The organism is Kineosporia sp. A_224 (assembly GCF_002198655.1).
Classification (GTDB): domain Bacteria; phylum Actinomycetota; class Actinomycetes; order Actinomycetales; family Kineosporiaceae; genus R-H-3.
Genome location: NZ_MWLN01000038.1, coordinates 1 through 23,376, shown reverse-complemented (window position 1 = coordinate 23,376; position 23,376 = coordinate 1). Strand labels below are relative to the sequence as shown.

Below are 23,376 nucleotides of genomic sequence, written 5' to 3'. Positions count from 1 at the left end.
CTCGCCCTGCTCGCCGAGGAGCCGCGCCACGGCTACTCGATCATGAACGAGCTCGCCGAGCGCAGTGGCGGTCTCTGGCGGCCGAGCCCCGGCTCGGTCTACCCGGTGCTGTCCCAGCTCCAGGACGAGGGGCTCGTCGCCGTCTCGGACGCCGAGGGCCGGCGGGTCTTCTCCCTCACCGACGCGGGCCAGGCCCACGTCGAGGAGCACGCGGAGGACCTCCACGAGCCGTGGGTGGTCGCCGGCGAGGGCCCGCGCGAGCGGGTCCAGCGGCTCATGCAGGGCATGGCCGGTCTCGGCGCGGCCGTCGAGCAGGTCGCCCGGCTCTCGGACGACGCCCAGGCCGCGCGTGCGACCGAGGTGCTCGACGAGGCCCGCCGGGCGATGTACCGGATCCTCGCGGGCGACGAGCCCGCGGGCCCGCCGGAGCCCGGGGAAGGCTGAGCCGGCGACCGGCGCGGGCCGGCCCGTGCGGCCCCGGCCGCACGGGTCGACGCGCACCGGGCTGCGCGGCTCCGTACCCTCACGGGGTCAGGCCGGGGACGACGACCACGCCGTCCCCGGCGCACCCGTGCCCGGCCCCCGAGGTCCGGCACCGCAGGAGGAGGAACCCGCGTGCGCCTGCTCGTCATCGGAGGGACCCGGTTCGTCGGCCGGCACGTCGTCGACGCGGCGCTCGCCGCCGGCCACGAGGTGACGCTCTTCCACCGCGGCGGCGCGGACGACCCGTTCCCGCAGGCCGAGCACCGCCACGGCGACCGCGACGGCGACCTGGCGGTGCTCGCCGAGGGCGAGTGGGACGCGACGATCGACGTCTGCGCCTACGTCCCGCGCCAGGTCCGCGCCCTCGGGGACGCCCTCGGGCTGAGCGGCGGCCGGGGCGGCCGCTACGTGCTCGTGTCGTCCGTGTCGGTCTACGCCGACGCCGACGGCCCGGGGGCCACCGAGGACGCGCCGCTCGCCGTCCTCGAGGACGAGGACACCGAGGAGGTCACCGGCGAGACATACGGCGGCCTCAAGGCGCTGTGCGAGTACGCCGCCGTGGAGGTCTTCGGGACCTCGACCCTCGTCGTGCGGCCGACGTACGTCGTCGGGCCCTACGACCCGACCGGCCGCTACACCTACTGGGTGCAGCGGTTCGCCCGCGGCGGCGAGGTCGTCGCGGTCGGCCCGCGCGAGCAGCCGATGCAGGTCGTCGACGGTCGTGACCTCGGGGCGTTCGTCGTCCGGCTCGTCGAGGACGGGGCGAGCGGGGCCGTCCACGTCGCCGGCCCGCGCAGCCCTTACACCGTCGAGGACCTGCTCGAGGAGACCAGGGCCGCTGTCGCTCCCGCGGGCACGTCGATCACCTGGCTGGACGGCGCCGCGGCGGCCGCCGCGGGCGTCACGCCCGCGGACCTGCCGCTGTGGCACGGCCCCGACCTGGACTGGCTGGGCGCCGTCGACCCGGCCGCGGCGTTCGCGCGCGGCTTCGCCCCGCGGCCCGTCGGTGACACCGCGGCGGACGTCCTCGCCGAGAGCGGCGTCACCCCGGTCCCCGACGGCACCGGGTTCTCCCCGGAGCGCGAGGCGGAGCTGATCGCGCTGGCGGAAAGCCTTTAGTCCCAAGGCGTCCGGGGTCGACCGGGCCAGAATCTCCAGTGCGGCTCGAAGCCGGCTCACCCAGGAAGGTGACCTAAAGCCACGAACCACCCCGACAGCCCGGCGGCGTCTGGGGCGGACAGGCGAAGGCCCTGGTGAGTCAACCGGCTTCGGGCCGCACAGCTGTGCGACCGCGCCCCGCCGGCCGCGGCGGGACCGCCGTCAGGCGGGCGGCCGGACCGCCGGCATCCGACGCCCGGCCGCGGCCCGACGTCCGGCCTCGTCGAGGTGCTCGACGAGCAGGTCCAGCGCCCCGGTCACCGCGGGCCGGGACGCCGTCGTGACGACCGCCTTCGGTGCGACCTGGGCCAGCCGCTCGTGCACGCCGTCGACGAGCGGGCCGGCGTCCGTCTCGAGCACCCCGCCGCCGAGGACGACGACGCTGCCCGTCGTGAGCCGGCCGCTGCGGTCCAGCGCCATGTGCGCCGTGAGGGCCAGCTCGGCGGCCTGCCGGTCGAGGAGCTGGAGCGCCACCGAGTCGCCCGCGGAGGCCGCCCGCAGGACGACCGGCGCGATGTCGGCGAGCCGCCACCGGGAGAGCTCGCCGCGGCGCAGCGCGCGGGCGACCGACGCGCACGAGGGGTGGCCGAGCGCGAGCGGGGCGAGGCGTTCGAGGATCGTCGGGACGCCGCGGCCGTCACCGGCCCGGGCGGCCCACCACAGCGCCTCCTCGCCGAGGCCGACGCTGCCTCCCCACTCGCCGCCCACCCGGCCGAGCGAGGGGAAGCGCTGCCTGAGCCCGTCGTGGGACGACGCGCACCCGGTCACGGCGCCGCAGCGGACCGCGACGCCCTCGCCGCCCGGGGCGCCGGCGTACAGCAGCGCGAGGGCCGCGTCGTCGACGACGATCTCGCGGGCCTCGACGACCTCGGCGAGCGCCTCGGAGAGCTGGTCGGCCTCCTCGTCGAGCTCGAACCCGCTGACGAAGACCCCGAGCCCGGCCAGCCGCAGCCGCCGGGCGTCGGCGATCCCGGCCGCGTCGGCCGCGCGGGCGAGCAGGGTGGCGACGTGGTGCGCGGCCTCCCGGGGACCACCGGGCTCGGTGGCCGCCCCGGGGCCGGAGAGCGTCGAGAGGATCTCGCCGGTACGGCTCGCGAGGACGGCGGTGAGCCCTTCCGGGCCGCCCTCGACGGCGGCGACGGGCGTGTCCGCGGCGCTGCTCACGTGGCGACCTGCTCGGCGGCCCGCCCGACCCGGTCGAGGAGCAGGTCGCGGGCGAGCCGGGTCGCGAGGGTCCGACCGCCGGCGAGGACGGCGTCCGGGCCGCAGCAGGGGCCGCGGACGTGGCCGAACCACCGGCCCCGCGCCCGAAGCCCGGCCTCCACGAGATCGGCCAGGAGAGCCCCGCCGCTCGCGCCGCCGGGCCCGCCCAGGACGACGAGCGCAGGGTCCAGGACGCCGATGACGGGTTCGAGGGTGTCGGTGACGAGGGCGGCGACGTCGGCGAGGAACGCCCGCGCGCCCCGGCCGCGCTCCTCGCTGCGGGCCAGGACCACGGCCTCGGTGAGGCCGTCCGGCCCGGCCGTGAGGGCGTAGCCGGCGGCGAGGCTCTCCAGGCCGGCCCGGCCGAGCAGCGACTGGAGGTCACGGCGTCCGTCGCCCTGGGGCGGCCGGGCCCGGACGTAGCCGATCTCGCCGGCCCGCCCGGTGGCCCCGCGGTGGACGACCCCGCCGACCTCGACGGCCAGCCCGACGCCGTCCCCGAACCACAGGAGCGCGGTGCCGTCGGCGGCGGGCTCCGGGGTGGCCGCCAGCTCACCGACGAGCGCCAGGTTCGCGTCGTTCTCGACGACGACCGTGACCCCGAGCCGGCGGGACAGCGTGCGGGACAGCGCCGGCCCGGCCCAGCCGGGCAGGTGCTCGGCGTTCGCGAGCCGGTCGGTGCGCCCGTCGTAGGCGCTGCCGATCCCGACGACGACGTGGGCGAGGTCCGTCGGGGTGATCCCCGCGGTCGTGCACACCGCGGCGAGCAGGTCGCGCAGGGTGCGTGCGGCCGGTGTCTGCGGGCAGGTCGCCAGGGTCGCGGCGGCGACCGTGCGGCCGGTCACGTCGAGCACCTCGACGCGGGAGGCGTCCCGGGCGACGTCGACGGCGGCGGACAGGACGGTCCGCGGGGGGACGCCGTACAGCGCCGCGTGCGGCCCGCGGCCGGCGGGCGTCGAGGCGCCGGTCGGTGCGACGAGGCCGACGGCCTCGAGCCGGCAGAGCATGAGGGACGCCGTCGGCCGGGAGAGCCCCGTGAGGTCGCTGATCTGCTGGCGGGTCAGGGGACCGCCGTCGAGCAGCACCTCGAGCGCGAGCCGGTCGTTCAGCGTCCGCAGCAGGCGGGGGCGGCCGGCCGGCTGGCCACGGTCCTCGCGCATCCTGCTCCGATCACGGGTACGTGCGGCGGCCGCCGAGGGCGGACCGCCGCTGGGACGGCTGCGTCCCGGCACCAGGGTGGACCAGACCCGGTCGGGACTCGAAACAAGGTTTCGTGATCGTGAGCATCGTGCCGGTCACCCGCCGTGTCAACGCCATCGGGCAGACATCGTCCGATGGGACGATGTTCGAGAAAATGTCAACGTCGCGTCACCGTGGCGTCGAAGGTCCGCGCGTGCCGGCCCGGCGGGCGGCCGGGAGCGTCAGCCCTCGGCGAGGTTGCGCTGGACCCACAGCGCGGCGGACGTCCGGTCCGCGACGCCGATGCGCCCGAACGCGTTCGTGAGGTGCGCCTTGACGGTGCGCTCGGAGATGCCGAGGACGCGGGCGATCTGCTTGTTGGCCAGGCCCTGCCCGACGAGCCGGAGCACCTCGGTCTCGCGGCCGGTGAGCTCGGTCGTCTGGGTCCGGGGCCGGTGCGTGAGCACGGTCCGGGCCACCCGCGGGTCGAGCGGGGCGCCGCCGGTGACGACGGAGCGGATGCCGGCGACGAGGTCGTCGGGGTCGGTGTCCTTGAGCAGGTAGCCCACGGCGCCGGCGTCGAGGGCGTCGTGCACCCGCTCGGCGTCCGCGAAGGACGTGAGGACGACGACCTGGACGTCGGGGTGGGCGGCCACGATGGAGCGGGTCGCGGAGACGCCGTCCGTCTTCGGCATCGACAGGTCCATGAGGACGACGTCCGGCAGGGTTGCGGCGACCACTTCGAGCGCCTCCGAGCCGTCCTGCGCGGTGCCGACGACCGTGAGGTCCTCGTGCGCCTCGAGGAGGGACACCAGGCCCGCCCGGACGATCTTGTGGTCGTCGACGAGAACGATCCTGATCACTACCAGCCCACCTCCACGCGAACACTCGTCCCGGCGCCAGCGGCGCTCGAGACCTCGAGCCGGGCCCCCGCGCTGCGCGCCATGTCGGCGAGCAGCGCGAACCCCAGGTGCGACCCGTCCTCCCGTTCGACCGGCTCGGCGAGCCGGTCCGCGGGAGGCAGCACGAACCCGTGGCCATCATCGACCACTTCGAGGGCCGCGGTGCGCGCGACGCGGTCGACGTCGACCCGCAGGTGCACCGTGGTCGCCGACGCGTGCTTGGACGCGTTGCGGACGGCCTCCTGAGCGACCCGGAAGAGCAGCGACTCCACGGTCGGCGGCAGGTCGATGCCGTCGGGGACGTCGAGCAGCACCGTCGTGCCCCGGCTGCGCAGCGGTGCGACGAGGTCGGTGAGCGCGCCGTCCAGGCCGGCCTGCCGCAGCGCCGGCGGGTAGATCGACACCAGGGTCGAGCGCAGGCTGCGCAGGCCCTCGCGGACCGTCGCGGCCGCGCTCGAGATCTCGCCGGCGAGGGTCTCGGACCCGCCGCGGCGGGCGGTCGCGGCGGCGGCCGCGACGACGAGCGAGGCGCCCGTGAGGTCCTGGACGACGCCGTCGTGGAGGTTCGCCGCGATCCTGCGCCGCTCCTCGTCCGCCGCCGCGAGGGCCCGCTCGAGGAGCAGCTCGCGCTCCCGGCGGACGACCTCGAGCTGGGACGTCGTCCAGCGGATGAGCGGCCACTGGGCGAGGGACAGGAGCAGGGCCGTCCCGAGGGTCACCGGCGTGAACGTCTTGAAGATGTCGGCGGCCCGGTCGCTGACGCTGCTGAACTTCGAGTACGTCTCGAACAGCAGGGTGTCGCCGTCCCGGGTCCAGATCGGCCGGTAGACCTCCAGGAGCGTGCCCAGGTCGCGCTCGTACTCGTTCTCGGGCTTGCTCAGCTCGGAGATCTCGGCGTCCGACTGCTCTTTCTCGATCGCCTCCTTCTCCTCCTCCCCGAGGACGAAGGTGCGCTCGACGATCCGGGGCTCGTCGGAGTAGACGATCATCCCGTCCGGGCTCCAGATCTTCACCCGGACGAGGTCGGTGGACAGCACCCGGGTCTCGATGATCTTCCCGAGCTCGGCGCGCGCCGCGGCCCGCACGGCCGGGTCGTCCGAGACGAGACCCGGCGGGACGTCGTCCGCCTGCAGCACGCTCTCGGCGAGGATGTTCGTCGCCCGGACCGCGTCGTTGATCGCCTCGCGGCGTGCCGCGGCCAGCGACAGGGCGATCCCGAGACCGGCGAGGACCATGAACGTCGCGAGGTTGACGGCGACGAAGCGCAGGAGGATCCGGCGCCGGGTGAGACTGCGGACCGGGGTGGTCCGGGTGCCGTCGGCGAGCACCGCCCGGTCGACCCGGCCCAGCGCCAGCCCCATCGCGGGCGTCCCCGTGAGGGTCGCCTCCCAGCTCACCTCGGGGCGGCCGGACACGACGGGCCACGGCGCGAGGCCGGTGTCGCCGTCTGGGGTGTTCGCGGACATGCAGCCGCCCTCCGGGGTGTGGAGCCTCCAGGGTGCCGTGCGGCGGCGACCGGTGGCGAGGTGTCCGAACGTTCTAGTACCGGCACGCACGGTTCGCGTCACGCACGGTGGCGGGTCGCCACGCCCCGGCGGCGGCCGTCCGGCCTGGGACACTGTCGGCGTGCCGTTCCTGAGCCCGGACGACGACCGGCTGCGACGCGCCCGCGAGACCGCGGAGCGGCTGCGCGGCGAGGCGGACCTCGAGCGCCGGCTCGCCCGCGGCGGGGCCGAGGAGCCGTCCGCCGGGCCGGCCGGCGCGGTGCCGGTCGGGAGCGTCGTGCGGGGCCGGGTCGTCGGCGGTGACCTCGCCGGGCCGCTCGCAGCGCTCGAGGCGGCCGGGTGGCGGCTGCTCCACGACGTCCGTCGCCGTGCTTCGCCGCTGGCCCGGCTCGACCACGTCGCGGTCGGCCCGCAGGGGCTCGTCGTCGTCCAGCAGGTCGTCTTCGAGGGCGTCGTCACGGTCGCTGACGGCGCGCTGCGCCTCAACTCCGCCTCCTACGCGTTCGAGACCCGCGAGGTCGCGACCGCCGCGGCCGGGCTGCTCGTCGGGCCGGCCGGCTTCCGGGGCCGGCGCGACGACCCGGACGGCGTCGCCGGTCTGCCGTTGCGCACGGTGCTGTGCGTGGTGCCGGCGGAGCCCCCGCGTGCCGTCGTCCGGCCGGACGTCCACGTCGTCGGCCGGGCCGGGCTCGGGCCGCTCGCCGCGGACGCGCCCGCCGTCCTCGACGCGGACGAGGTCGCCCGGGTGCACGCGGCGCTCGCCCGCGCGCTGCGGGTCGGCGACGGGCTGCGCCGTCCGCGGCACCCGCTGCCGTCCTGAGGACGCCGCCTGTGGACGACGCGGGCAGCGCCCGGCGCGGTCCGGCTACCGTGCCGACCATGACCGACGCCTACGCCGTCGACCCCCGGGCGCTGCTCGCCGCCGGGGAGGTCCTCGCGACGACCGCGCGCCTCGCGCACACCGCCCGGGGCACCGCCGCCCGGGCCGCGGCGGGGGAGGGCTGGGCGCTCGACGGCCCGCTGCCGGCCGCGGCCGACCGGTTCGCCGCGACCCTCGACGGGGCGCTCGCGCGGCTCGTCGACGACGCCCGCGAGGCGGGTGCGCTGCTCGCGCTCGCGGCGTCCCGGTACGCGCAGGCCGAGCAGGCGGCCACGGCGCCGGCCGGCCCGGGCGGACCGTCCGGCGCGTCGCGGGATGCGTGGGCGGCCCCGCGGGGTTGACCATGGGGAGAGCAGGTCGGCCCGGTCACGTGACCGCCCGGATCCTGCCGGACCATGTCGAAAGGGTGTGACAGTGCTCGACCCCCAGGGCCTCTTCGAGCTCGACCCCGACCAGCCGTCGGCGGAAGAGCTCGGGACCCCGCTCCTCGTCCACGCCATGAGCGGCTTCATCGACGCCGGTCACGCCGGCCGGCTCGCCGCGGCGCACCTGCGCGACGGGCTCCCGAACCGCGTCGTCGCCCGCTTCGACCTCGACCAGCTCTACGACTACCGGGCCCGGCGCCCGGTCATGACCTTCGTGGAGAACCGCTGGGAGGACTACGAGGAGCCCACCCTCGAGCTGCTGCTCGTCCAGGACACCAAGGGCACCCCGTTCCTCCTGCTCATCGGCCCCGAGCCCGACGTCCAGTGGGAGCGGTTCACGGCCGCGGTCGCGGCCCTCGTCGAGCGCTACCGGGTCCGGGCCACGGTGGGCGTCCACGCGATCCCGATGGCCGTCCCGCACACCCGGCCCGTCGGGGTGACCGCGCACGCCACCCGGCCCGAGCTCGTCGAGGGCTTCCCGCCGTGGGTCGGCCGGGTCCAGGTGCCGGGCAACGTCGGCGGGCTGCTGGAGTTCCGGCTCGGGCAGGCCGGCCGGGACGCCGTCGGGTACGCCGTGCACGTGCCGCACTACCTCGCGCAGACCGAGTACCCGGAGGCCGCCAAGGCCCTGGTCCAGCACGTCGGCACGCTCGGCGGGCTCGACCTGCCGACCGCCGCGCTCGACGCGGCCGCGGCCGACGTCCGGGCCGCCGTCGAGTCGCAGATCGAGGACCAGCCCGAGGTCCGGGCCGTCGTCGCGGCGCTCGAGGAGCAGTACGACGCGTTCGTCGCCGGCCGCGGCCGGTCGTTGCTCGCCGACGAGACCGCCGCGCTGCCGACCGCCGACGAGCTCGGCGCCGAGCTCGAGCGGTTCCTCGCGGAGGAGAACGAGCGCCGGGGACGCGGCGACGACTGACGACCGGGGTGCCGCGGGCGCCCCGCTCAGCCCTGCGCCGGGATCTCGTCCCGGCGCAGGGCGGCGAGGCCGCCTGCGACGAGCGGCTCCACGAGCAGGCCGATCCGGTCGAAGCCGGCGCCCACGGTCTGGCCCTGGACGAACCGGTAGTGGATCCCCTCGAGGACGACCGCGAGCTTGAAGAAGCCGAGGGCCGCGTACCAGGACAGGTCCGACACGTCGGTGCCGGTGCGCCGGGCGTAGTGCGCGACGAGCTCGTCGGCCGTCGGGAAGCCCGGCGCGGCCATCGCGTCGGAGACCGGGTCGCCGGGGGTCGAAGGCCGGTTCCGGTAGACGACGAGCAGCCCGAGGTCGGCGAGCGGGTCGCCGAGCGTGGCCATCTCCCAGTCGAGGACGGCGACGACGCGGCGCAGGTCGTCCGGGGCGACCATGACGTTGTCGAGCCGGTAGTCGCCGTGGATGACCGTCGGCGCCGGGGACAGCGGGACGGCGGCCGCCAGCCCCGCGCGCAGGTCCTCGATGCCTGCGACGTCGCGGCTGCGTGAGGAGTCGAGCTGGCGGCCCCAGCGCCGGACCTGCCGCTCGAGGTAGCCGTCGGGCCGGCCGAAGTCCGCGAGGCCGTGCGCCGCGACGTCGAGCAGGTGCAGGTCCGCGAGGACGTCGACGAGGGCGCCGCCCAGGGCGCGCACGTCGTCCGCGGAGAGCGCCGCGAGGTCGTCGGCGTCGCGCAGGACGCGGCCGTCGACGAGCCCCATGAGGTAGAACGGCGCACCGAGCACCGCATCGTCTGCGCACAGCGCGAGCGCCTCGGGCACCGGGACCGCGCTGCCCGCGAGCGCGCTGACGACCCGGTACTCGCGGCCCATGTCGTGTGCCGTCGCGAGCACGTGCCCGAGCGGGGGGCGCCGCAGCACGAAGGGGCCGCGCCCGCCGTCCACCCGGTAGGTGAGGTTGGACCGGCCGCCGGCGATGAGCGTCGCCCGCAGCGGTGCGTCCGCGAGCAGGTCCGGCCGGGTGCCGCGCAGCCACGTCGCGAGCGCGGCGAGGTCGACGCCCGGCGGGTCGGGGGGAGCGGCGTCCTGCGTCGGGGTCATGAGACGGACCCTAGCCGTGTCTCGTCATGCCCGGGAGTCTCGTCAGACCCGGGAGGCCACGTCCTCGAGCACGTCGACGAGCGCGAGGCCGTACGCCTCCTCGGCGCTCGCCGCGATGACGACGTGCTCGCGCGGGCCGGTCTCGGCGTCCGGCAGGGCGAGGACGACGGCCCAGCCGTCGCCGTCCCGGCGCAGCGCCCGGAACAGCCCGCCGAGCAGCTCGCGGAGCTGGTGCTCGGCGGGCAGCCACAGCGCCTCGTGCTGCTCGACGGAGTCCATGGCCCACTCGGTGGTGCCGTTGAACCCGATGACGGTCGCGTTCGGGAACCGGTGGACCTCGACCGTCATGTCGGAGATGACGAAGACCTCCTCGTCCATGCCGCGGTCGGGCAGGACGAACCGGTCGCCGGGGGCCGGGGTCCAGCGCAGGCCGGCGAGGTCGAGGCGACGGGCGGTCGCGACGGTGAGCACGCTCCATTGTCGGCACGGCGGCGTCCGGACGGCGACCCGTGGCGTCTGCGAGCGGCCGCGACGGGCGGCCGCGACGGGCGGCTGCGGCGGACGGGCCGCTGGGGCGAACGGGTAGCGGCGCGCACCCGCCGCTCAGGTGCCGGCAGCGGGCTGCCGACGAGATCCGGGACGCCGAGGGACGGACGCCGAGGGACGGAGCTGACGGACGTGGTGCACCGACCGGGCCCCCGACGGGGGCTGGACCTGAGGCGACGGCTGGTCGTCGTCGCCGGGTTCGGGGTCGCGATGGCCGTCGTCTTCGGCGGGCTCGCCCTCGCGGGCAGCGCCCGGACCCTGGCGGCGCACGAGCAGGTCGACCGGCTCGAGTCCCTCCGGGCCGCGGAGCTGTCGATCGACGAGCTGTCCGAGTCGCTGCGCGGCGACGTCCTCGCGCACGTCGCGGGGGTCGCGACCGCGCCGCGGGTCGCGCACTCGGAGGACCTCGAGGCGATCCGCCGCGAGGCCGCCCTGCTGCCCGGGTCGGCGGCGGGCTCCGGGGTCTCGCAGGAGTCGCTCGCCGCGGTCGCCGGGGCCGCGCTCGACCTCGCGGAGGAGACCGAGGGCCTGCTCTCGACGCCGGCGAGCCGTGTGACCGGCGCCGACCTGGCCCGGTTCGACGCCGCGAGCGGCCGGTTGGAGACGCTCGTCGACCGGCAGCGCACCGAGCTCGACGCGCGGGCCGCGGCCGCCGAGGTGGCCGCCGAGGCCCGCCGCCAGCACCTCCACTGGTTCCTCGTCGTCGTGGCCGTCGTCGGCCTCGGCTGCGTCGGCGCGGCCACGTGGTGGGTGGCGAACCGGACCGTCCGCTCGCTCGAGCGGCTCGGCCGGGTGGCCCGCAGCGTTGCCGACGGCGACCTCACGGCCCGGGTGTCGAGCGACGAGGCGAGCGAGATCGGCGACCTCGCGCGGGTCTTCGACGACATGGCCGAGGAGCTCGAGAACGCGTTCCTGCGGCTGGCCCAGGAGCGGGCGCACCAGGAGTTCCAGGCCCGGCTCGACCGGGCGTTCGAGCACCTCGACTCCGAGGAGGACCTGTCCGCCGTGCTCGCCCGGGCGATGTCCGTCGTCCACCCGTCGCTCCCGATGGAGCTGCTCGTCGCCGACTCCAGCGAGTCGCACGTCGCGCGGATGACCGTCAGCGAGAGCGCCGGCGCCGCGTGCTGCCCGGTGGACTCGCCGTGGGCCTGCCCGGCGGTGCGGACCGGCCGCACCCTCGTCCACACCTCGAGCGAGGACCTCGACGCCTGCCCGCGGCTGCGCGGGCGCCCCGACGGCCCGCACTCGGGGGTGTGCGTCCCGGTCGCGTTCATGGGGCGTTCGCTGGGTGTCCTGCACGCGGCCTCGCCGTCGGAGCGCACCCCGCCCGACGCGGTCGTGGAGAACATGCGCGTGCTCGCCGAGCGCACCGGGTCGCGGCTGGGCACCCTGCGCGCCTTCGCGCGGGCGGAGCGGCAGGCCTCGACCGACGCCCTCACCGGGCTGGAGAACCGCCGGTCCTTCGAGGACCGGCTGCGCGGCCTGACGGCGTCCGGGCGCGGCTACGCGCTCCTGCTCGCCGACCTCGACCGCTTCAAGCAGCTCAACGACACGTACGGCCACGAGACCGGGGACCGCGCGCTGCGCCTGTTCGCCGACGTGCTGCGCGCCACGCTGCGCACGGGGGACGTCGTCGCCCGCTACGGCGGCGAGGAGTTCGTCGTCGCGATCCCCGACCGCGACGTCGAGGCCGGCCTGCAGGCCGCCGAACGGCTGCGCGCGGCGCTCGCCGAGGCGGTCGTCGGCCCCGACGTCCCGACGTTCACGGTGAGCGTCGGCATCTCCGACTCGACGCTCGGCCCGACGCTCGCCGCCCAGCTCCGGGTCGCCGACGCCGCCCTGCTCACCGCCAAGCGGGACGGGCGCGACCGGTGCATCGTCGGCACCGAGGGGGCCGGGATCGTCCGCGAGGGCGAGCCGATCCTGCCGCCGGAGCAGCGCCGCTCCGAGGACGACCCGGCCGCGGTCGGCTGACGCGGGCCGGCTGACATGGGTCGGCCAGGGGCCGGCTACCGACCGCCGAGGACGACGCCGAGCAGCAGCGCCACGAGCGTCGCGAGCAGGCCCACCGCGCCCCAGATCCCGGTCCAGGCCTTCGACGCCGCCTTCTCGTGCGCGTAGGCCGCGCCCCCGGAGACGACGACCGCGACGAGCTTCGCGACGAGCACCCCACCGCCCTCCTCGCCCTCCGCGGAGAGCTCGGCGACGTTCCAGGCGCCCGTGACGAGCAGCACCGCGAACGCCGGCCAGGCGATCCGGCGGAACGCCCGGGCGGCCTTCTTCGGGGCCTCGCCGCCGACCTCGCGGAGCACGGGCAGCAGCGCGAGCAGGGTCAGCTGGCCGCCGACCCACACCGTCGCGGCGAGGACGTGGAGGAAGAGGCGGACCGTCTCGAGCGTGGACACGGCGCCATCCTGCCCGCCGTCCGGCGGCTTGCCGCACCCGGGGCGGCACGCCAGGGTGGCAGGGTGCGGATGAGGCTGCGCCTGCGGGCGTTCACGTGGCTCCTGGACCATCTCGGCCGCGGCGAGGTCGCGACGCTGACCCCGAAGCAGCTCGCCGCCCGCCGGACGCCGGTGCCGGCGTCCGGGCTGACGGGGCTGTTCGTCGGCCGGGCCGAGCGCGGCGTGCGGACGACGGCCGGCACCGTCGCGGGGGACGGCGGGGTCCGGCTGCCCGTGACGTTCTACCGGCCGGACGGCGCGGCGGGCCCGGGCGTCGACGCGACGGGCCGCCGTCCGCTGCTCGTGTACCTGCACGGCGGCGGCTGGGTGGGCGGCAGCGCGGCCGGCTACGCGTGGCTGTGCACGGGGATCGCCGCCGCGACCGGCGCGGTCGTCGCGTCGGTGGAGTACCGGATGGCGCCCGAGCACCTGTTCCCGACCGCGGCCCTCGACTGCTACGCCGCGGTCGCGGACCTCGTCGCCGACGCCGACCGGCTCGGCGTCGACCCGGCCCGGGTCGCGGTGTCGGGCGACAGCGCCGGCGGCAACCTCTCCGCGGTCGTCGCGCTCCTCGCCCGGGACGCCGGCGGCCCGGCGATCGCCGGCCAGGCGCTCATCTACCCGGCGACGGACGCGACCCTGTCGTCGCCGTCGATCCGCCGCCTCGCCGACGCCCCGGTGCTCGATCTCGACGACATCCACGGCTTCCTCGGCCTGTACCTCGGCCACGACCTCGGCCCGGACGGCGCCGGCGGCGCGAGCGACCGCACCGACCCCCGGCTGTCGCCGCTGCTCGCGGCCTCGCACGCCGGGCTGCCCCCGGCCCTCGTCCAGACCGCCGAGCACGACCCGCTCGTCGACGACGGCCGCCGCTACGCCGACGCCCTCGCCGCGGCCGGTGTGCCGGTCCGCTACACCCGCTACGAGGGCGTCCCGCACGGCTTCGTCTCGTTCGCCGGCGTCGTCGGCGCCCCTGCGTTCCAGGCCCGCGCCGAGATCAGCGCCTTCCTCACGGAGATCTTCACCCCCTGACCCCGACCGGGCTACGCGCGGGGCGGGGCAGGGCGGGGTTCGGGGGCGAGGACGACGACAGCGTGCTGGCCCGCGTGCGCGGCCGCCTCGGGGTCGACGGCGACGGGGGAGGGGACGCCGGCCCGCACGGCCTCGAGCTGGGCGCCGAAGGAGACGCCGAGCAGCAGGGCGACGGACGTCAGCTGCGACCACAGCAGCAGGGCGACGATCCCGGTGAGCGGGCCGTAGACCTCGCCGAAGGAGCCGGACGACGTGACGTACAGCGCGAAGAGCCCGGTGAAGAGCAGCCAGAGCACGAGCGCCAGCCCCGCGCCGAACGCGAGCCACGACATCTGCGGCTGCTTGCGCCGCGGCGCGTGGCGGAAGATCACCGTGATGGCGGCGAGGTCGAGGAGCGCGCCGAGCGGCCAGCGCACCCACTCGCCCGCGGTGTGCAGCCCGTTCCCCCAGTTGTAGACGGCGTCGAGGCTGTCGAGCAGCCGGCCGCCCGCGACGAGGACGAGGAACCCGAGCATCGCCGGGATGCCGCCGCCGACGGCGAGCAGCGCCGCCCGCAGGTACTTGCGGCCGGTGGGACGGTCGCGCTGGATGCCGTAGATCCGGTTGGCCGCGCGCTCGAGCTGGCCCATCGAGGTCGTGAGCGCCACGAGCGCGGTGACGAGGCCGACGGCGAGGGCCACCCGGCCGCCGCTGCCGTCGGCCGAGGTGCCGCGGTCGAGCGCCTGCGTGACGGCGTCCGTGCCGCTGCCGGGGGACAGTTCGAGCAGGGTGCGGCGGAAGGCCTCGGCGAGGCTCTCGGTCCGGATCGACGACGACAGGCCGACGAACGCGATGACGAGCGGGACGAACGAGAGCACGAACTGGAAGCCGAGGGCGCGCGCCGACGTGAAGCCGTCGGCGTAGCGGAACCGGCGGAACGAGTCACGCAGCAGGTGCACCCGGCCGACCCGGCGCAGGACGGCGGCCGCGTCGTCCGCGGAGAGCTCCTCGGTCGCCTGCCGGGACGTCTCCGGGACCCGGGTGGCGGTGCTCACCGGGGTCCGGCCTGCCCGACACCGCCGCGCGGGCCGTGGCCCCGGCCCTCCTCGGCCGGACCGTCTGCGGGCCGGGTCACGTCGATCGCGTCCTGCGCCGCCCTCGGCACCCGGACGACGAGCGCTCCCGGCTCGACGCGGATGCTCAGCCGGTCGCCGTCCTCGACGAGGTCGCCGTCGACCTGGCGCGGCTGCGGCCGGCGCATGACGACCTCGACCTCGCGGCCCTGCCACGTGCGCAGCGTCCGGTCGTTGCTCCGGTGCCGGCCGGTCAGGCCGCGGAACGCCAGCCGCAGCCAGCCGACTGGGCCGCTGGGCGCGACGAGGGCGATGTCGAGCAGGCCGTCGTCGGGACGGGCGTCGGGCAGGAGCTCCAGGCCGCCCTGGAGCTTGCCCAGGTTGCCGACGAGAACGGTGCGGACGCGGGCCTGCACGGGCCGGCCGCCGTCGATGCACAGCTGGACCCGTGCGTGCGAGCGTCGCATGCCTCGGACGCCGCCGACGATGTACGCGGGCCAGCCGACGGCCGCCTTGAGACCCTCCGGGGCCTCGCGCATCATGGCCGCGTCGAAGCCGGCGCCCGCCATGATCGTGAAGACGGTGCCCTCGTCGGAGCCGTTGCCTTCCACGGGGCGGGAGCCCGTGCCGTTCACCAGACGGCCGACGTCGACCCGGCGGTCGGTGCCGTCGAGGACGGCGTCGAGCGCGGCGTCGACGTCGAGCGGGAGCCCGAGGTTGCGGGCGAGCAGGTTGCCCGTGCCCTGCGGGACGACCGCGAGCGCGACCCCGGTGCCCGTCAGGCCCTCCGCCACGGCGCGCACGGTGCCGTCGCCGCCGGCCGTCGCGACGACCCGGGCGCCGGCCTCGACGGCCTGCCGCGCCATCGAGTAGCCGGGGTCGTCCTCGGTGGTCTCCAGGACGAGCGGCTCGCCGAGACCCGCTGCGGCGCAACGGCCGGCGAGGTCGGCACGCAGGGCGTCGGCGTCGGTCACCTTGACCGGGTTGAGGATGAGAGCGACCTGCGTGGTGGACGTCCCGGCCGCCGCCGGGTCGACCGCCGGGTCCATCGGCTCGATGGCGGTCACGCGGTCACCCCCGGGGTGCGGTGCGGCTGCCCGGAGGCGTCCCCGGGGGCGTCGGCGTGCCGGCCGTGGCCGGACGCCGCGAGGGCCGGCCGGGTGTCGGCGACGCCGTGCCGCGGGACGTCCCCGTCGTCCGGCAGCGGCGTGGCCCGCAGAAGCCGGTCGGCGAGGAAGAGCTGGAGCCCGGCGTTGACGAGCGACCCCGCGACGTCGCTCGGGTGGTGCATGCCGCGGTAGAGCCGGCCGGTCGCGACGAGCGCGGGCAGGCACAGCAGGACGACCACGAGGAGGCGGCGCAGCCAGGTCGGGCGGACCCGTCGGTGCACGACGACCGCCAGGCTCGTGTAGAGCGCGATCGCCGCACTGGTGTGGCCGCTCGGGAACGACGAGGTGGGCGGCGACTGGTCGAGCTGCTCGACGTCGGGGCGGTTGCGGTCGATGGCGAGCGTCGTGAGGAGGAAGACCACCGACTGCCCGAGCGTGACCGTGACGACGAGGATCGACTCGCGCCAGCGCTTGAGGGCGCGCCGCAGCACGACCGCCACGACCAGGCACAGCGGCACGATCGTCGAGGTGTTGCCCAGGCCGCTCATGAAGAGCGTCGCGGTGTTCCCGGCGGCGGTGCGGGCGTCCTCGAAGGCGCGGTTGACGTCGTCCTCGACGGTGAACGGCCAGACCGTCTCGGCGATCCTCGTCACGAGCAGGCCGAGGCCGACGAGCACGACGAGGATCGCGAGCCAGCGCAGGAGCAGGCCGCCGGCGAGCCGGGGCAGGACGTGGCGCCACGTGGTGCGTGGCGCGGCTTCGGCGGGGGAGGTCATTCGGTGCTCCTCGGGGGTTCCAGGCCGGTCTCGGGGGAGGACGGCGGCAGGCCTTCTTGGCTGCGCCACACGGCGAACGCGGCGGTCGTGCCGCAGACGGTGGCCAGCGCCACGACCCACCCGGCGAGGACGTCGCTCGCGTAGTGGACGCCGAGCGCGAGCCGGTCGACGGCGGTGACGACGACGATCGCGACGGCCGCGGCCCACACGAGGACCCGGCGGGCCCCGCGGGTCGCGGGATGGGCGAGGACGACGAGGACGGCCGCGAAGAGCATCGAGTTCAGCGCGTGCCCCGAGGGGAACGAGTAGCCGCTCGCGGTGCTCACCGGGTCGGTGAACGTCGGGCGGGCCCGGGCGACGAGCTCCTTGAGGAGCGGGCCGAGGACGCCGCCCACGACCATCGTCGTCGCGAGCCAGTAGACGAGCCGGCGCCGGCCGCGCCGCCACAGCACGACGGCGACGACGAACGCGACGACCCGCCAGGTGTTCGGGTCGGTGACGGTCGCGAGGACGTCGAAGGTGCGGGCCAGCCAGGGGCGCGGCAGGACCTGGGTGTGGAAGGCGTCGGCGACGGCCCGGTCGGCGCGCTCGAGGCTCTCGTACCTGCCGAGCACGAGGATGGTGAGCAGCGTGAAGGGCACGGTGACGAGCACGGCGGCCGCCGCGCCGAGCCCGAGCCGCAGGCCGAGGCGGCGGCTCTGGCGCGCGGTGTCGGAGGGGTGCACGTCGGAGGACATCACCGCAGATGGTCCCCGGCCGCTGCTCGGTCCACCCGTCGAGATGGCCTCGCTGCGCCGGGCGACTGAAGTCGCGGCCCTCACGCGCCGATGTGGTGGGCATGGTCTTCGACGTCCTCGCGCTGGCCCTCGTGGTGGGCGGCGCCTACGCCTTCTGGCAGGAGGGGCGCCGCGCGCTGGCCGTGCTGCCCCCGGACGACCTGCCCCCGGAGGCCGCGCGCACCCCGCTGCCGCGGCACGCACGGCTCCACGGCTACGTCGCCGAGGGGCTCGACGACATCGACGACTTCCTCGCGGGCAGCGAGCGGGACCGGGACCAGCCGGCCTGACCGTCCGTCGCCCGGCCGGCGGGACCGCCGGCCCTGGCTGCGGGACGACGCGTCAGACCGGCCGGTACGACAGGACGGTGTCGACGGTGTCCGCCTCGCCCGCGGGCTTGTCAGGGCGGTGCGCGAGGACCCGGGCGAACCGCAGCGCGACCCCGGCCGGGTAGCGCGACGAGGTCTGCACGCCGTCGAAGGCGATCTCGACGACGAGGGTCGGCTCGACGTCGACCCGCCAGCCGTTGCTGCTGCGCTCGATGCCGCGCAGGTGCTCGGTCTGCCACGCGAGCATCGCGTCGGTGAGCCCCTTGAACGTCTTGCCGAGCATGACGAAGCCACCGGCCGGGCCGAACCGGCCGCCGGGGTCGCGGGCGCCCAGGTGCAGGTTCGAGAGCAGCCCGGTGCGGCGGCCGTGCCCCCACTCCGCGGCGAGCACGACGAGGTCGAGGGTGATCCGCGGCTTCACCTTGACCCAGCCCGCACCCCGCCGCCCCATCGCGTAGGCACCGGCGAGCGCCTTGACGACGACGCCCTCGTGCCCGCGGGCCAGCGCGTCGGCGGCGAACGCCTCGGCCGCGGCGGCCTCGCCCGGGTCGGCGGCGTCCTCGACGACGTGCCGGGGCACGAGCAGGCCTGCCGGGGCGACCGTGGCCAGGGCGGCGCGCCGGGTCGGGCCGTCCGCGTCGAGCAGGTCGGTGCCGTCGACGTGCAGGGCGTCGAAGAGGACCGTCGTCAGCGGTCGCTCGGTGTCGGTACGGGTGTGCCGGGCCACGAGGGACGACGTGACCTGGAACGGCTCGGGCCGCCCGTCCGGGCGCAGCGCGAGCACCTCGCCGTCGACGACGAACCGACCGGCCGGCCAGGTGCGGGCCTCGGCGACGAGCCCGGGGAGCCGGGCCGTCACGTCGTCGAGCGTGCGGGTGAAGACGGCGACGTCGTCGCCGTCCCGGTGCACCTGGACCCGTACCCCGTCCAGCTTCCACTCCACCCCGGCCGGTCCGGTCTTCGCGAACGCCTCCGTGAGGCTCGGGGCGGACGCCGCGAGCATCGGGGAGAGCGCCGTCCCGACCCGCAGCCCGAAAGCCGCCAGCGCCGGCTCGCCGCCGTCGAGGGCGGCGACCGCGACGGCCGCCGGGTCCCCGGTGAGCGTCACGGCCCGCCGGACCGCCGCCGCCGGGACGGCTGCGGCGAGCGCGATCGCGTCGAGGAGGAGCCCGGCCTGGGCGCCCTGCCGTAGCTCACCGGTGACGAGGCCCGCGAGCAGCCGGCGCTCCGGCCCGGTCGCGGCGAGCACGAGGTCGCGCAGGAGCGCCGCCCGGGCCGCCTGCGACCCGGCGCCGCCGGCGTCCTGGAGCGCCTCGAAGGCGCGCTCGACCCCCTCGACGGTGAGCGTCGCCGCCGCAGGCTCGGGCGGCCCGCCGTCGAGCAGCGCCGAGACGGCCGCCCACCCGACACCGAGCCGGCGCTGCCGGGTCTGCCCCGACAGCCACGCCGCGACCGACGGGAGCTCCGCCGCCGTCGCCGCGCGCAGCGCCCCGGCGAGCAGCTCGACCTTGGCCTTCTTGCCGCTCACGGCGGCCACGGCCTCGGAGGTCGCGGCGACCTCGGCGAGCAGCATCCCGGTCACCGCGTCACCCCACGCTCGCGAGGGCGAACGGCAGCACCTCGTCCGCACCCGCCACCCGCAGGGCCCGCCCCGCCACCGTGAGGGTCCAGCGCGAGTCGACGAGGTCGTCGACGAGCAGGACGGGGCCGTCGAGCCGGGCCAGCGCCTCCTGCATCGCGGCCGGTGCGACGAACTGGTCCCAGACGCCGGCGAGCCGGAAGGCGCTGTTGCCGCCGGGCTCCCCGGTGGGCCCGTCGAAGGCGAACGCGAGCGGGCCGAGCCACTCGAGCCGGCCGCGCTCGGCGAGGTGCCGGGCGACCGAGGCGACGAGCTGGGGCCGGCGCCGGCTCGGCACCGCGGCGACCGCGACCGGCCGGCGGGACCAGCCCCAGCCCTTGAGCACGTCGATGCAGGCCCCGAGGAGCGCCTCGTCCGCGGGGGCGTCCGGAGCGTTCGGGTCGAGGAGCGTGCGCAGCCGGTTGCCCCAGCCGAGGTCGGTGAGCCGGGCGACGACCCGGCCCTCGCCGACCCGCTCGGACTCGGGGATCTTGCCGCTCGCGCTCACCCCGAGCCGGTCCATCCCGGACGGCCACTGCGCGCGCGGCGCGACCTCGACACCGACGTGCCGCAGCCGGTCCCGGGCGGCCGACCGCGCGACGTCCGGCACGTCGGAGGGGAACCATGCGACCCCGCCGGCGTTGATGACGCAGCGGTCGCACTTGCCGCAGTCGGCCGCGGCCGGGTCGTCGAGGGCCTCGGCGAGGAAGCGCATCCGGCAGCCGGACGACCGCTCGTAGGCGAGCATCGAGGCCGCCTCGCGCTCCCGGGCCTGCGCGACCCGGCCGTACCGCTCGGCGTCGAACACCCACGGCTGGCCGGTCGAGACCCAGCCGCCCTGCACCCGGTTCACCGCGCCGTCCACGTCGAGCACCTTGAGCAGCAGCTCGAGCTTCGTCCGGCGGACGTCGGTCACCGTCTCGAGCGCCGCCGTCGACATCGGGCGGCGGGCCGCGGCGAGCGCGGCGAGGACGGCGGACGCCTGGTCCTCGCGCGGCATCGACGACGTCGCGAAGTACCGCCAGATGTCACGGTCCTCCGGGCCGGGCAGCAGCAGGACGTCCGCCCGCTCGGTCGCGCGCCCCGCGCGGCCGACCTGCTGGTAGTACGCGACGGGGGAGGACGGCGCCCCGAGGTGGACGACGAAGCCGAGGTCGGGCTTGTCGAAGCCCATCCCGAGCGCGCTCGTCGCGACGAGCGCCTTGACCTCGTTGCGGCGCAGCAGGTCCTCGGCGTGCTCGCGCTCGGCGGTGTCCGTGCGGCCGGTGTAGGCGAGCACCCGGTGCCCCGCGGCGGAGAGCAACGAGGCCGCGTCCTCGGCGCCGGACACCGTGAGCGCGTAGACGATCCCGCTGCCCGGCAGGTCGGGCAGGTGCGCGGCGAGCCAGGCGAGCCGCTCCTCGGCGCTCGGCAGCGGCAGCACCCCGAGCCGCAGGCTCTCCCGGGCCAGCGGGCCGCGCAGCGTCCGGACGGCGTACCCGCCGCCGTCCGCGAGCTCCCGCGCCGGGGCGTCGGCGCGGACCACACCATGCCGGGAGACCGCGAGCTGCTCGGCGACGTCCTCGACGACACGGGCGTTCGCCGTCGCCGTCGTCGCGAGCACCGGGGTGCCCGTCGGGAGCTCGGCGAGCAGGTCGCGGATCCGCCGGTAGTCGGGGCGGAAGTCGTGCCCCCAGTCGCTGATGCAGTGCGCCTCGTCGACGACGAGCAGCCCGGCCCGGGCCGCGAGACCCGGCAGCAGCTCCTCGCGGAAGCGCGGGTTGTTGAGCCGCTCCGGGCTCACGAGGAGGACGTCGACGGTGTCGTCCGCGAGCGCGGCGGTGACCTCGCCCCACTCGTGGGCGTTGGCGCTGTTCATCGTCACCGCGCGGACCCCGGCCCGGGCGGCGGCGGCGACCTGGTCGCGCATGAGGGCCAGCAGCGGCGACACGATGAGCGTCGGCCCGGTGCCGCGGGCGCGCAGCAGGGCCGTCGCGACGAAGTACACCGCGGACTTGCCCCACCCGGTCCGCTGGACGACGAGCACGCGCCGGTGGTGGGCGACGAGGTCGGCGATGGCGTCCCACTGGCCGTCGCGGAAGTCGACGTCGTCGCGCCCGACGAGCCGGCGCAGCGCCGTCCTGGCCTCGTCGTGGAGCGCGTCGAGGTCGTCGGGCGCGGCGGTGCCGACGGGCGTCATGCCTGCACCTGCGCGACCCGGCCGGCGTCGACGGCGAACCGCCGCGTCACGTGCACCTCGTCGAGCAGGCGCCGGTCGTGGCTCACGAGCAGCAGCGTGCCCGGGAAGGAGTCGAGCGCCTGCTCGAGCTGCTCGATGGCGGGCAGGTCGAGGTGGTTCGTCGGCTCGTCGAGGACGAGCAGGTTGACCCCGCGGGCCTGGAGCAGCGCGAGCGCCGCGCGGGTGCGCTCGCCCGGAGACAGGCTGGCGGCGGCGCGCATGACGTGGTCGGCCTTGAGCCCGTACTTCGCGAGCAGCGTGCGGACCTCGGCGTCCGGCCAGTCCGGCACCTGGTCGGCGAAGGCGCGCATGAGCGGCACCTCGCCGGCGAAGAGCGACCGGGCCTGGTCCACCTCGCCCACGACGACACCCGGGCCGAGAGCGGCGGTGCCCTCGTCGGCCGCGAGGCGGCCGAGCATCACGGCGAGCAGCGTCGACTTGCCCGACCCGTTCGGTCCGGTGATGGCGACCCGGTCCGCCCAGTCGACCTGGAGCGTGACAGGCCCGAGGGTGAACCCGCCGCGCCGGACGACGACGTCCCGCAGGGTCGCGACGACCGCGCCCGCACGGGGCGCGACCGCGATCTCCATCTGGAGCTTCCACTCCTTGCGGGGCTCCTCGACGACGTCGAGCCGCTCGATGAGCCGCTCGGTCTGCCGGGCCTTCGCGGCCTGCTTCTCGGTGGCCTCGGTGCGGAACTTGCGGCCGATCTTGTCGTTGTCCGGCGCCTTGCGGCGGGCGTTCTTGACGCCCTTCTCCATCCATGCCCGCTGCATCCTGGCGCGCTCGCCGAGGTCGGAGACCCGGCCGGCGTACTCCTCGTACTCCTCGCGCGCGTGCCTGCGGGCGATCTCGCGCTCCTCGAGGTACGCGGCGTAGCCGCCGCCGACGACCCGGACCTGCTGCTGCGCGAGGTCGAGCTCGACGACCCGGTTCACCGTCCGCATGAGGAACTCCCGGTCGTGGCTCACGAGCACGACACCCGCGCGCAGGCCGGTGACGAACCGCTCCAGCCGGTCGAGGCCGTCGAGGTCGAGGTCGTTCGTCGGCTCGTCGAGGAGGAAGACGTCGTACCGCGACAGCAGCAGCGAGGCCAGGCTCGCCCGGGCGGCCTGCCCGCCGGACAGCGCCGTCATCGGCGTCGCGAGGTCGACCCCGAGGCCGACGTCGGCGCACACCTCACCGGCGCGCTCCTCGAGGTCCGCGGCGCCGAGCGCCAGCCAGTGCTCGAGCGCGAGGGCGTACGCGTCGTCCGCGGGGACGCCGTCCACCGGGCTGCCGTCGGCGAGCGCCTCGGACGCCCGGTCGAGCGCGGTCTGCGCGGCCGCGACCCCGGTGCGCCGCGCGAGGAACTCCGCGACGGTCTCGCCGGGCCGGCGCTCGGGCTCCTGCGGGAGCAGCCCGACGGTCGCCGACGAGGGCGAGAGGCTGACCGTGCCCTGCTCGGGCACGCCGAGACCGGCGAGCAGCCGCAGCAGGGTCGACTTGCCGGCGCCGTTGGCACCGACGAGACCGACGACGTCCCCGGGCGCGACGACGAGGTCGAGGCCGGAGAAGAGCGTGCGGTCGCCGTGGCCGGCGGCGAGGTCTCGGGCGAGGAGGGTGGCACTCATGATGCGACGACGCTACCGGCGCACCCCGACAACCCCCTCCCCACTATCCACAGACCCGCCCAACCCCCCGAGTTACTAGCGCGTATGACCCGATTACTGGGTCATACGCGCTAGTAAC

At 76.5% G+C, this 23,376-nt stretch carries 22 protein-coding genes; 8 read left to right on the top strand and 14 right to left on the bottom strand.

The window, feature by feature from the left end; all coding sequences use genetic code 11:
• Nucleotides 1-42: 42 nt before the first annotated feature.
• Together EDJALFJO_RS36255 and EDJALFJO_RS02545 are read left to right on the top strand one after the other, a co-directional pair.
• Complete coding sequence (locus EDJALFJO_RS36255; protein WP_198949942.1) at nucleotides 43-444, top strand: PadR family transcriptional regulator; 402 nt, start codon at nucleotides 43-45, stop codon at nucleotides 442-444.
• Nucleotides 445-615: 171 nt separating this feature from the next.
• Nucleotides 616-1,602, top strand: coding sequence for an NAD-dependent epimerase/dehydratase family protein (locus EDJALFJO_RS02545; RefSeq protein WP_198949936.1), 987 nt, complete (start codon nucleotides 616-618; stop codon nucleotides 1,600-1,602).
• A 201-nt stretch (nucleotides 1,603-1,803) separates the two neighbouring features.
• Here the strand turns inward: EDJALFJO_RS02545 and EDJALFJO_RS02540 are convergent, their stop codons facing one another.
• The 4 genes from EDJALFJO_RS02540 to EDJALFJO_RS02525 all read right to left on the bottom strand — a co-directional run bounded on the left by EDJALFJO_RS02540 (nucleotide 1,804) and on the right by EDJALFJO_RS02525 (nucleotide 6,391).
• Entirely contained in the window at nucleotides 1,804-2,805 is a 1,002-nt protein-coding gene (locus EDJALFJO_RS02540) for a BadF/BadG/BcrA/BcrD ATPase family protein (protein WP_158220261.1), read from the bottom strand.
• Nucleotides 2,802-4,004 (bottom strand): ROK family transcriptional regulator, encoded by a 1,203-nt coding sequence (locus EDJALFJO_RS02535; protein ID WP_088281893.1) that lies wholly within the window; start codon nucleotides 4,002-4,004, stop codon nucleotides 2,802-2,804. The genes EDJALFJO_RS02540 and EDJALFJO_RS02535 overlap by 4 nt, the downstream gene beginning before the upstream one ends.
• 261 nt (nucleotides 4,005-4,265) lie before the next feature.
• Entirely contained in the window at nucleotides 4,266-4,886 is a 621-nt protein-coding gene (locus EDJALFJO_RS02530; RefSeq protein ID WP_088281891.1) for a response regulator transcription factor, read from the bottom strand.
• The gene (locus EDJALFJO_RS02525; RefSeq protein WP_088281889.1) at nucleotides 4,886-6,391 is read right to left on the bottom strand and encodes an ATP-binding protein; all 1,506 of its coding nucleotides are present in this window, start codon (nucleotides 6,389-6,391) and stop codon (nucleotides 4,886-4,888) included. The genes EDJALFJO_RS02530 and EDJALFJO_RS02525 overlap by 1 nt, the downstream gene beginning before the upstream one ends.
• A gap of 160 nt (nucleotides 6,392-6,551) precedes the next feature.
• Here EDJALFJO_RS02525 and EDJALFJO_RS02520 point away from each other — a divergent pair, with 160 nt between their 5' ends.
• From EDJALFJO_RS02520 to EDJALFJO_RS02510, 3 genes are all read left to right on the top strand, one after another.
• Nucleotides 6,552-7,250: a hypothetical protein gene (locus EDJALFJO_RS02520; protein ID WP_088281887.1), complete on the top strand. Its 699-nt coding sequence runs from the start codon at nucleotides 6,552-6,554 to the stop codon at nucleotides 7,248-7,250.
• A gap of 59 nt (nucleotides 7,251-7,309) precedes the next feature.
• Nucleotides 7,310-7,651, top strand: coding sequence for a hypothetical protein (locus EDJALFJO_RS02515; protein ID WP_143448249.1), 342 nt, complete (start codon nucleotides 7,310-7,312; stop codon nucleotides 7,649-7,651).
• A gap of 73 nt (nucleotides 7,652-7,724) precedes the next feature.
• Nucleotides 7,725-8,651 carry a proteasome assembly chaperone family protein gene (locus EDJALFJO_RS02510; RefSeq protein ID WP_088281883.1) on the top strand — a complete coding sequence of 309 codons (927 nt, stop codon included), beginning with the start codon at nucleotides 7,725-7,727 and terminating at the stop codon, nucleotides 8,649-8,651.
• Nucleotides 8,652-8,677: 26 nt separating this feature from the next.
• Here EDJALFJO_RS02510 and EDJALFJO_RS02505 read toward each other — a convergent pair whose 3' ends face one another.
• Entirely contained in the window at nucleotides 8,678-9,745 is a 1,068-nt protein-coding gene (locus EDJALFJO_RS02505) for a phosphotransferase family protein (protein WP_088281881.1), read from the bottom strand.
• A 42-nt stretch (nucleotides 9,746-9,787) separates the two neighbouring features.
• Nucleotides 9,788-10,216, bottom strand: coding sequence for a pilus assembly protein CpaE (locus EDJALFJO_RS02500; protein ID WP_088281879.1), 429 nt, complete (start codon nucleotides 10,214-10,216; stop codon nucleotides 9,788-9,790).
• Between the two features lie 207 nt (nucleotides 10,217-10,423).
• On the opposite strand from EDJALFJO_RS02500, the gene EDJALFJO_RS02495 reads away from it, so the two are divergent.
• A complete protein-coding gene (locus tag EDJALFJO_RS02495) occupies nucleotides 10,424-12,265 on the top strand; it encodes a diguanylate cyclase (protein ID WP_088281877.1) in 1,842 nt (613 codons plus the stop codon).
• Nucleotides 12,266-12,300: 35 nt separating this feature from the next.
• Here the strand turns inward: EDJALFJO_RS02495 and EDJALFJO_RS02490 are convergent, their stop codons facing one another.
• Nucleotides 12,301-12,696, bottom strand: a complete 396-nt coding sequence (locus EDJALFJO_RS02490) for a hypothetical protein (RefSeq protein WP_088281875.1) — start codon at nucleotides 12,694-12,696, stop codon at nucleotides 12,301-12,303.
• 69 nt (nucleotides 12,697-12,765) lie between these two features.
• On the opposite strand from EDJALFJO_RS02490, the gene EDJALFJO_RS02485 reads away from it, so the two are divergent.
• Entirely contained in the window at nucleotides 12,766-13,767 is a 1,002-nt protein-coding gene (locus EDJALFJO_RS02485) for an alpha/beta hydrolase (RefSeq protein WP_143448248.1), read from the top strand.
• Nucleotides 13,768-13,778: 11 nt separating this feature from the next.
• Here the strand turns inward: EDJALFJO_RS02485 and EDJALFJO_RS02480 are convergent, their stop codons facing one another.
• Genes EDJALFJO_RS02480 through EDJALFJO_RS02465 form a run of 4 tightly spaced genes read right to left on the bottom strand, consistent with a single transcriptional unit; the run spans nucleotide 13,779 to nucleotide 17,441 of the window.
• Nucleotides 13,779-14,801 carry a YihY/virulence factor BrkB family protein gene (locus EDJALFJO_RS02480; RefSeq protein WP_088281871.1) on the bottom strand — a complete coding sequence of 341 codons (1,023 nt, stop codon included), beginning with the start codon at nucleotides 14,799-14,801 and terminating at the stop codon, nucleotides 13,779-13,781.
• Entirely contained in the window at nucleotides 14,798-15,886 is a 1,089-nt protein-coding gene (locus EDJALFJO_RS02475) for a diacylglycerol kinase family protein (RefSeq protein WP_198949934.1), read from the bottom strand. The genes EDJALFJO_RS02480 and EDJALFJO_RS02475 overlap by 4 nt, the downstream gene beginning before the upstream one ends.
• A complete protein-coding gene (locus EDJALFJO_RS02470) occupies nucleotides 15,883-16,704 on the bottom strand; it encodes a phosphatase PAP2 family protein (RefSeq protein ID WP_088281869.1) in 822 nt (273 codons plus the stop codon). The genes EDJALFJO_RS02475 and EDJALFJO_RS02470 overlap by 4 nt, the downstream gene beginning before the upstream one ends.
• Nucleotides 16,701-17,441: a phosphatase PAP2 family protein gene (locus EDJALFJO_RS02465; protein ID WP_088281867.1), complete on the bottom strand. Its 741-nt coding sequence runs from the start codon at nucleotides 17,439-17,441 to the stop codon at nucleotides 16,701-16,703. The genes EDJALFJO_RS02470 and EDJALFJO_RS02465 overlap by 4 nt, the downstream gene beginning before the upstream one ends.
• Nucleotides 17,442-17,542: 101 nt before the next feature.
• Between EDJALFJO_RS02465 and EDJALFJO_RS02460 the strand changes: the two genes are divergently transcribed.
• Nucleotides 17,543-17,770 carry a hypothetical protein gene (locus EDJALFJO_RS02460; RefSeq protein ID WP_088281865.1) on the top strand — a complete coding sequence of 76 codons (228 nt, stop codon included), beginning with the start codon at nucleotides 17,543-17,545 and terminating at the stop codon, nucleotides 17,768-17,770.
• Nucleotides 17,771-17,822: 52 nt separating this feature from the next.
• Here EDJALFJO_RS02460 and EDJALFJO_RS02455 read toward each other — a convergent pair whose 3' ends face one another.
• The 3 genes from EDJALFJO_RS02455 to EDJALFJO_RS02445 are packed head-to-tail and all read right to left on the bottom strand — an operon-like array spanning nucleotide 17,823 to nucleotide 23,258.
• Nucleotides 17,823-19,382, bottom strand: a complete 1,560-nt coding sequence (locus EDJALFJO_RS02455) for an ATP-dependent DNA ligase (RefSeq protein WP_088281933.1) — start codon at nucleotides 19,380-19,382, stop codon at nucleotides 17,823-17,825.
• 13 nt (nucleotides 19,383-19,395) lie between these two features.
• Nucleotides 19,396-21,606 carry an ATP-dependent DNA helicase RecQ gene (locus EDJALFJO_RS02450; RefSeq protein ID WP_088281863.1) on the bottom strand — a complete coding sequence of 737 codons (2,211 nt, stop codon included), beginning with the start codon at nucleotides 21,604-21,606 and terminating at the stop codon, nucleotides 19,396-19,398.
• Nucleotides 21,603-23,258, bottom strand: a complete 1,656-nt coding sequence (locus EDJALFJO_RS02445; protein ID WP_088281861.1) for an ABC-F family ATP-binding cassette domain-containing protein — start codon at nucleotides 23,256-23,258, stop codon at nucleotides 21,603-21,605. The genes EDJALFJO_RS02450 and EDJALFJO_RS02445 overlap by 4 nt, the downstream gene beginning before the upstream one ends.
• Nucleotides 23,259-23,376 lie beyond the last annotated feature (118 nt).

What these genes read in the sequence shown, in the direction of transcription:
- EDJALFJO_RS36255 (WP_198949942.1), top strand. Translation starts at nt 43, where the DNA reads ATGAACGAGCTCGCCGAGCGCAGTGGCGGTCTCTGGCGGCCGAGCCCC.
- EDJALFJO_RS02535 (WP_088281893.1), bottom strand. Translation starts at nt 4,004, where the DNA reads ATGCGCGAGGACCGTGGCCAGCCGGCCGGCCGCCCCCGCCTGCTGCGG.
- EDJALFJO_RS02525 (WP_088281889.1), bottom strand. Translation starts at nt 6,391, where the DNA reads ATGTCCGCGAACACCCCAGACGGCGACACCGGCCTCGCGCCGTGGCCC.
- EDJALFJO_RS02515 (WP_143448249.1), top strand. Translation starts at nt 7,310, where the DNA reads ATGACCGACGCCTACGCCGTCGACCCCCGGGCGCTGCTCGCCGCCGGG.
- EDJALFJO_RS02505 (WP_088281881.1), bottom strand. Translation starts at nt 9,745, where the DNA reads ATGACCCCGACGCAGGACGCCGCTCCCCCCGACCCGCCGGGCGTCGAC.
- EDJALFJO_RS02485 (WP_143448248.1), top strand. Translation starts at nt 12,766, where the DNA reads ATGAGGCTGCGCCTGCGGGCGTTCACGTGGCTCCTGGACCATCTCGGC.
- EDJALFJO_RS02470 (WP_088281869.1), bottom strand. Translation starts at nt 16,704, where the DNA reads ATGACCTCCCCCGCCGAAGCCGCGCCACGCACCACGTGGCGCCACGTC.
- EDJALFJO_RS02465 (WP_088281867.1), bottom strand. Translation starts at nt 17,441, where the DNA reads ATGTCCTCCGACGTGCACCCCTCCGACACCGCGCGCCAGAGCCGCCGC.
- EDJALFJO_RS02460 (WP_088281865.1), top strand. Translation starts at nt 17,543, where the DNA reads ATGGTCTTCGACGTCCTCGCGCTGGCCCTCGTGGTGGGCGGCGCCTAC.
- EDJALFJO_RS02455 (WP_088281933.1), bottom strand. Translation starts at nt 19,382, where the DNA reads ATGCTGCTCGCCGAGGTCGCCGCGACCTCCGAGGCCGTGGCCGCCGTG.
- EDJALFJO_RS02450 (WP_088281863.1), bottom strand. Translation starts at nt 21,606, where the DNA reads ATGACGCCCGTCGGCACCGCCGCGCCCGACGACCTCGACGCGCTCCAC.
- EDJALFJO_RS02445 (WP_088281861.1), bottom strand. Translation starts at nt 23,258, where the DNA reads ATGAGTGCCACCCTCCTCGCCCGAGACCTCGCCGCCGGCCACGGCGAC.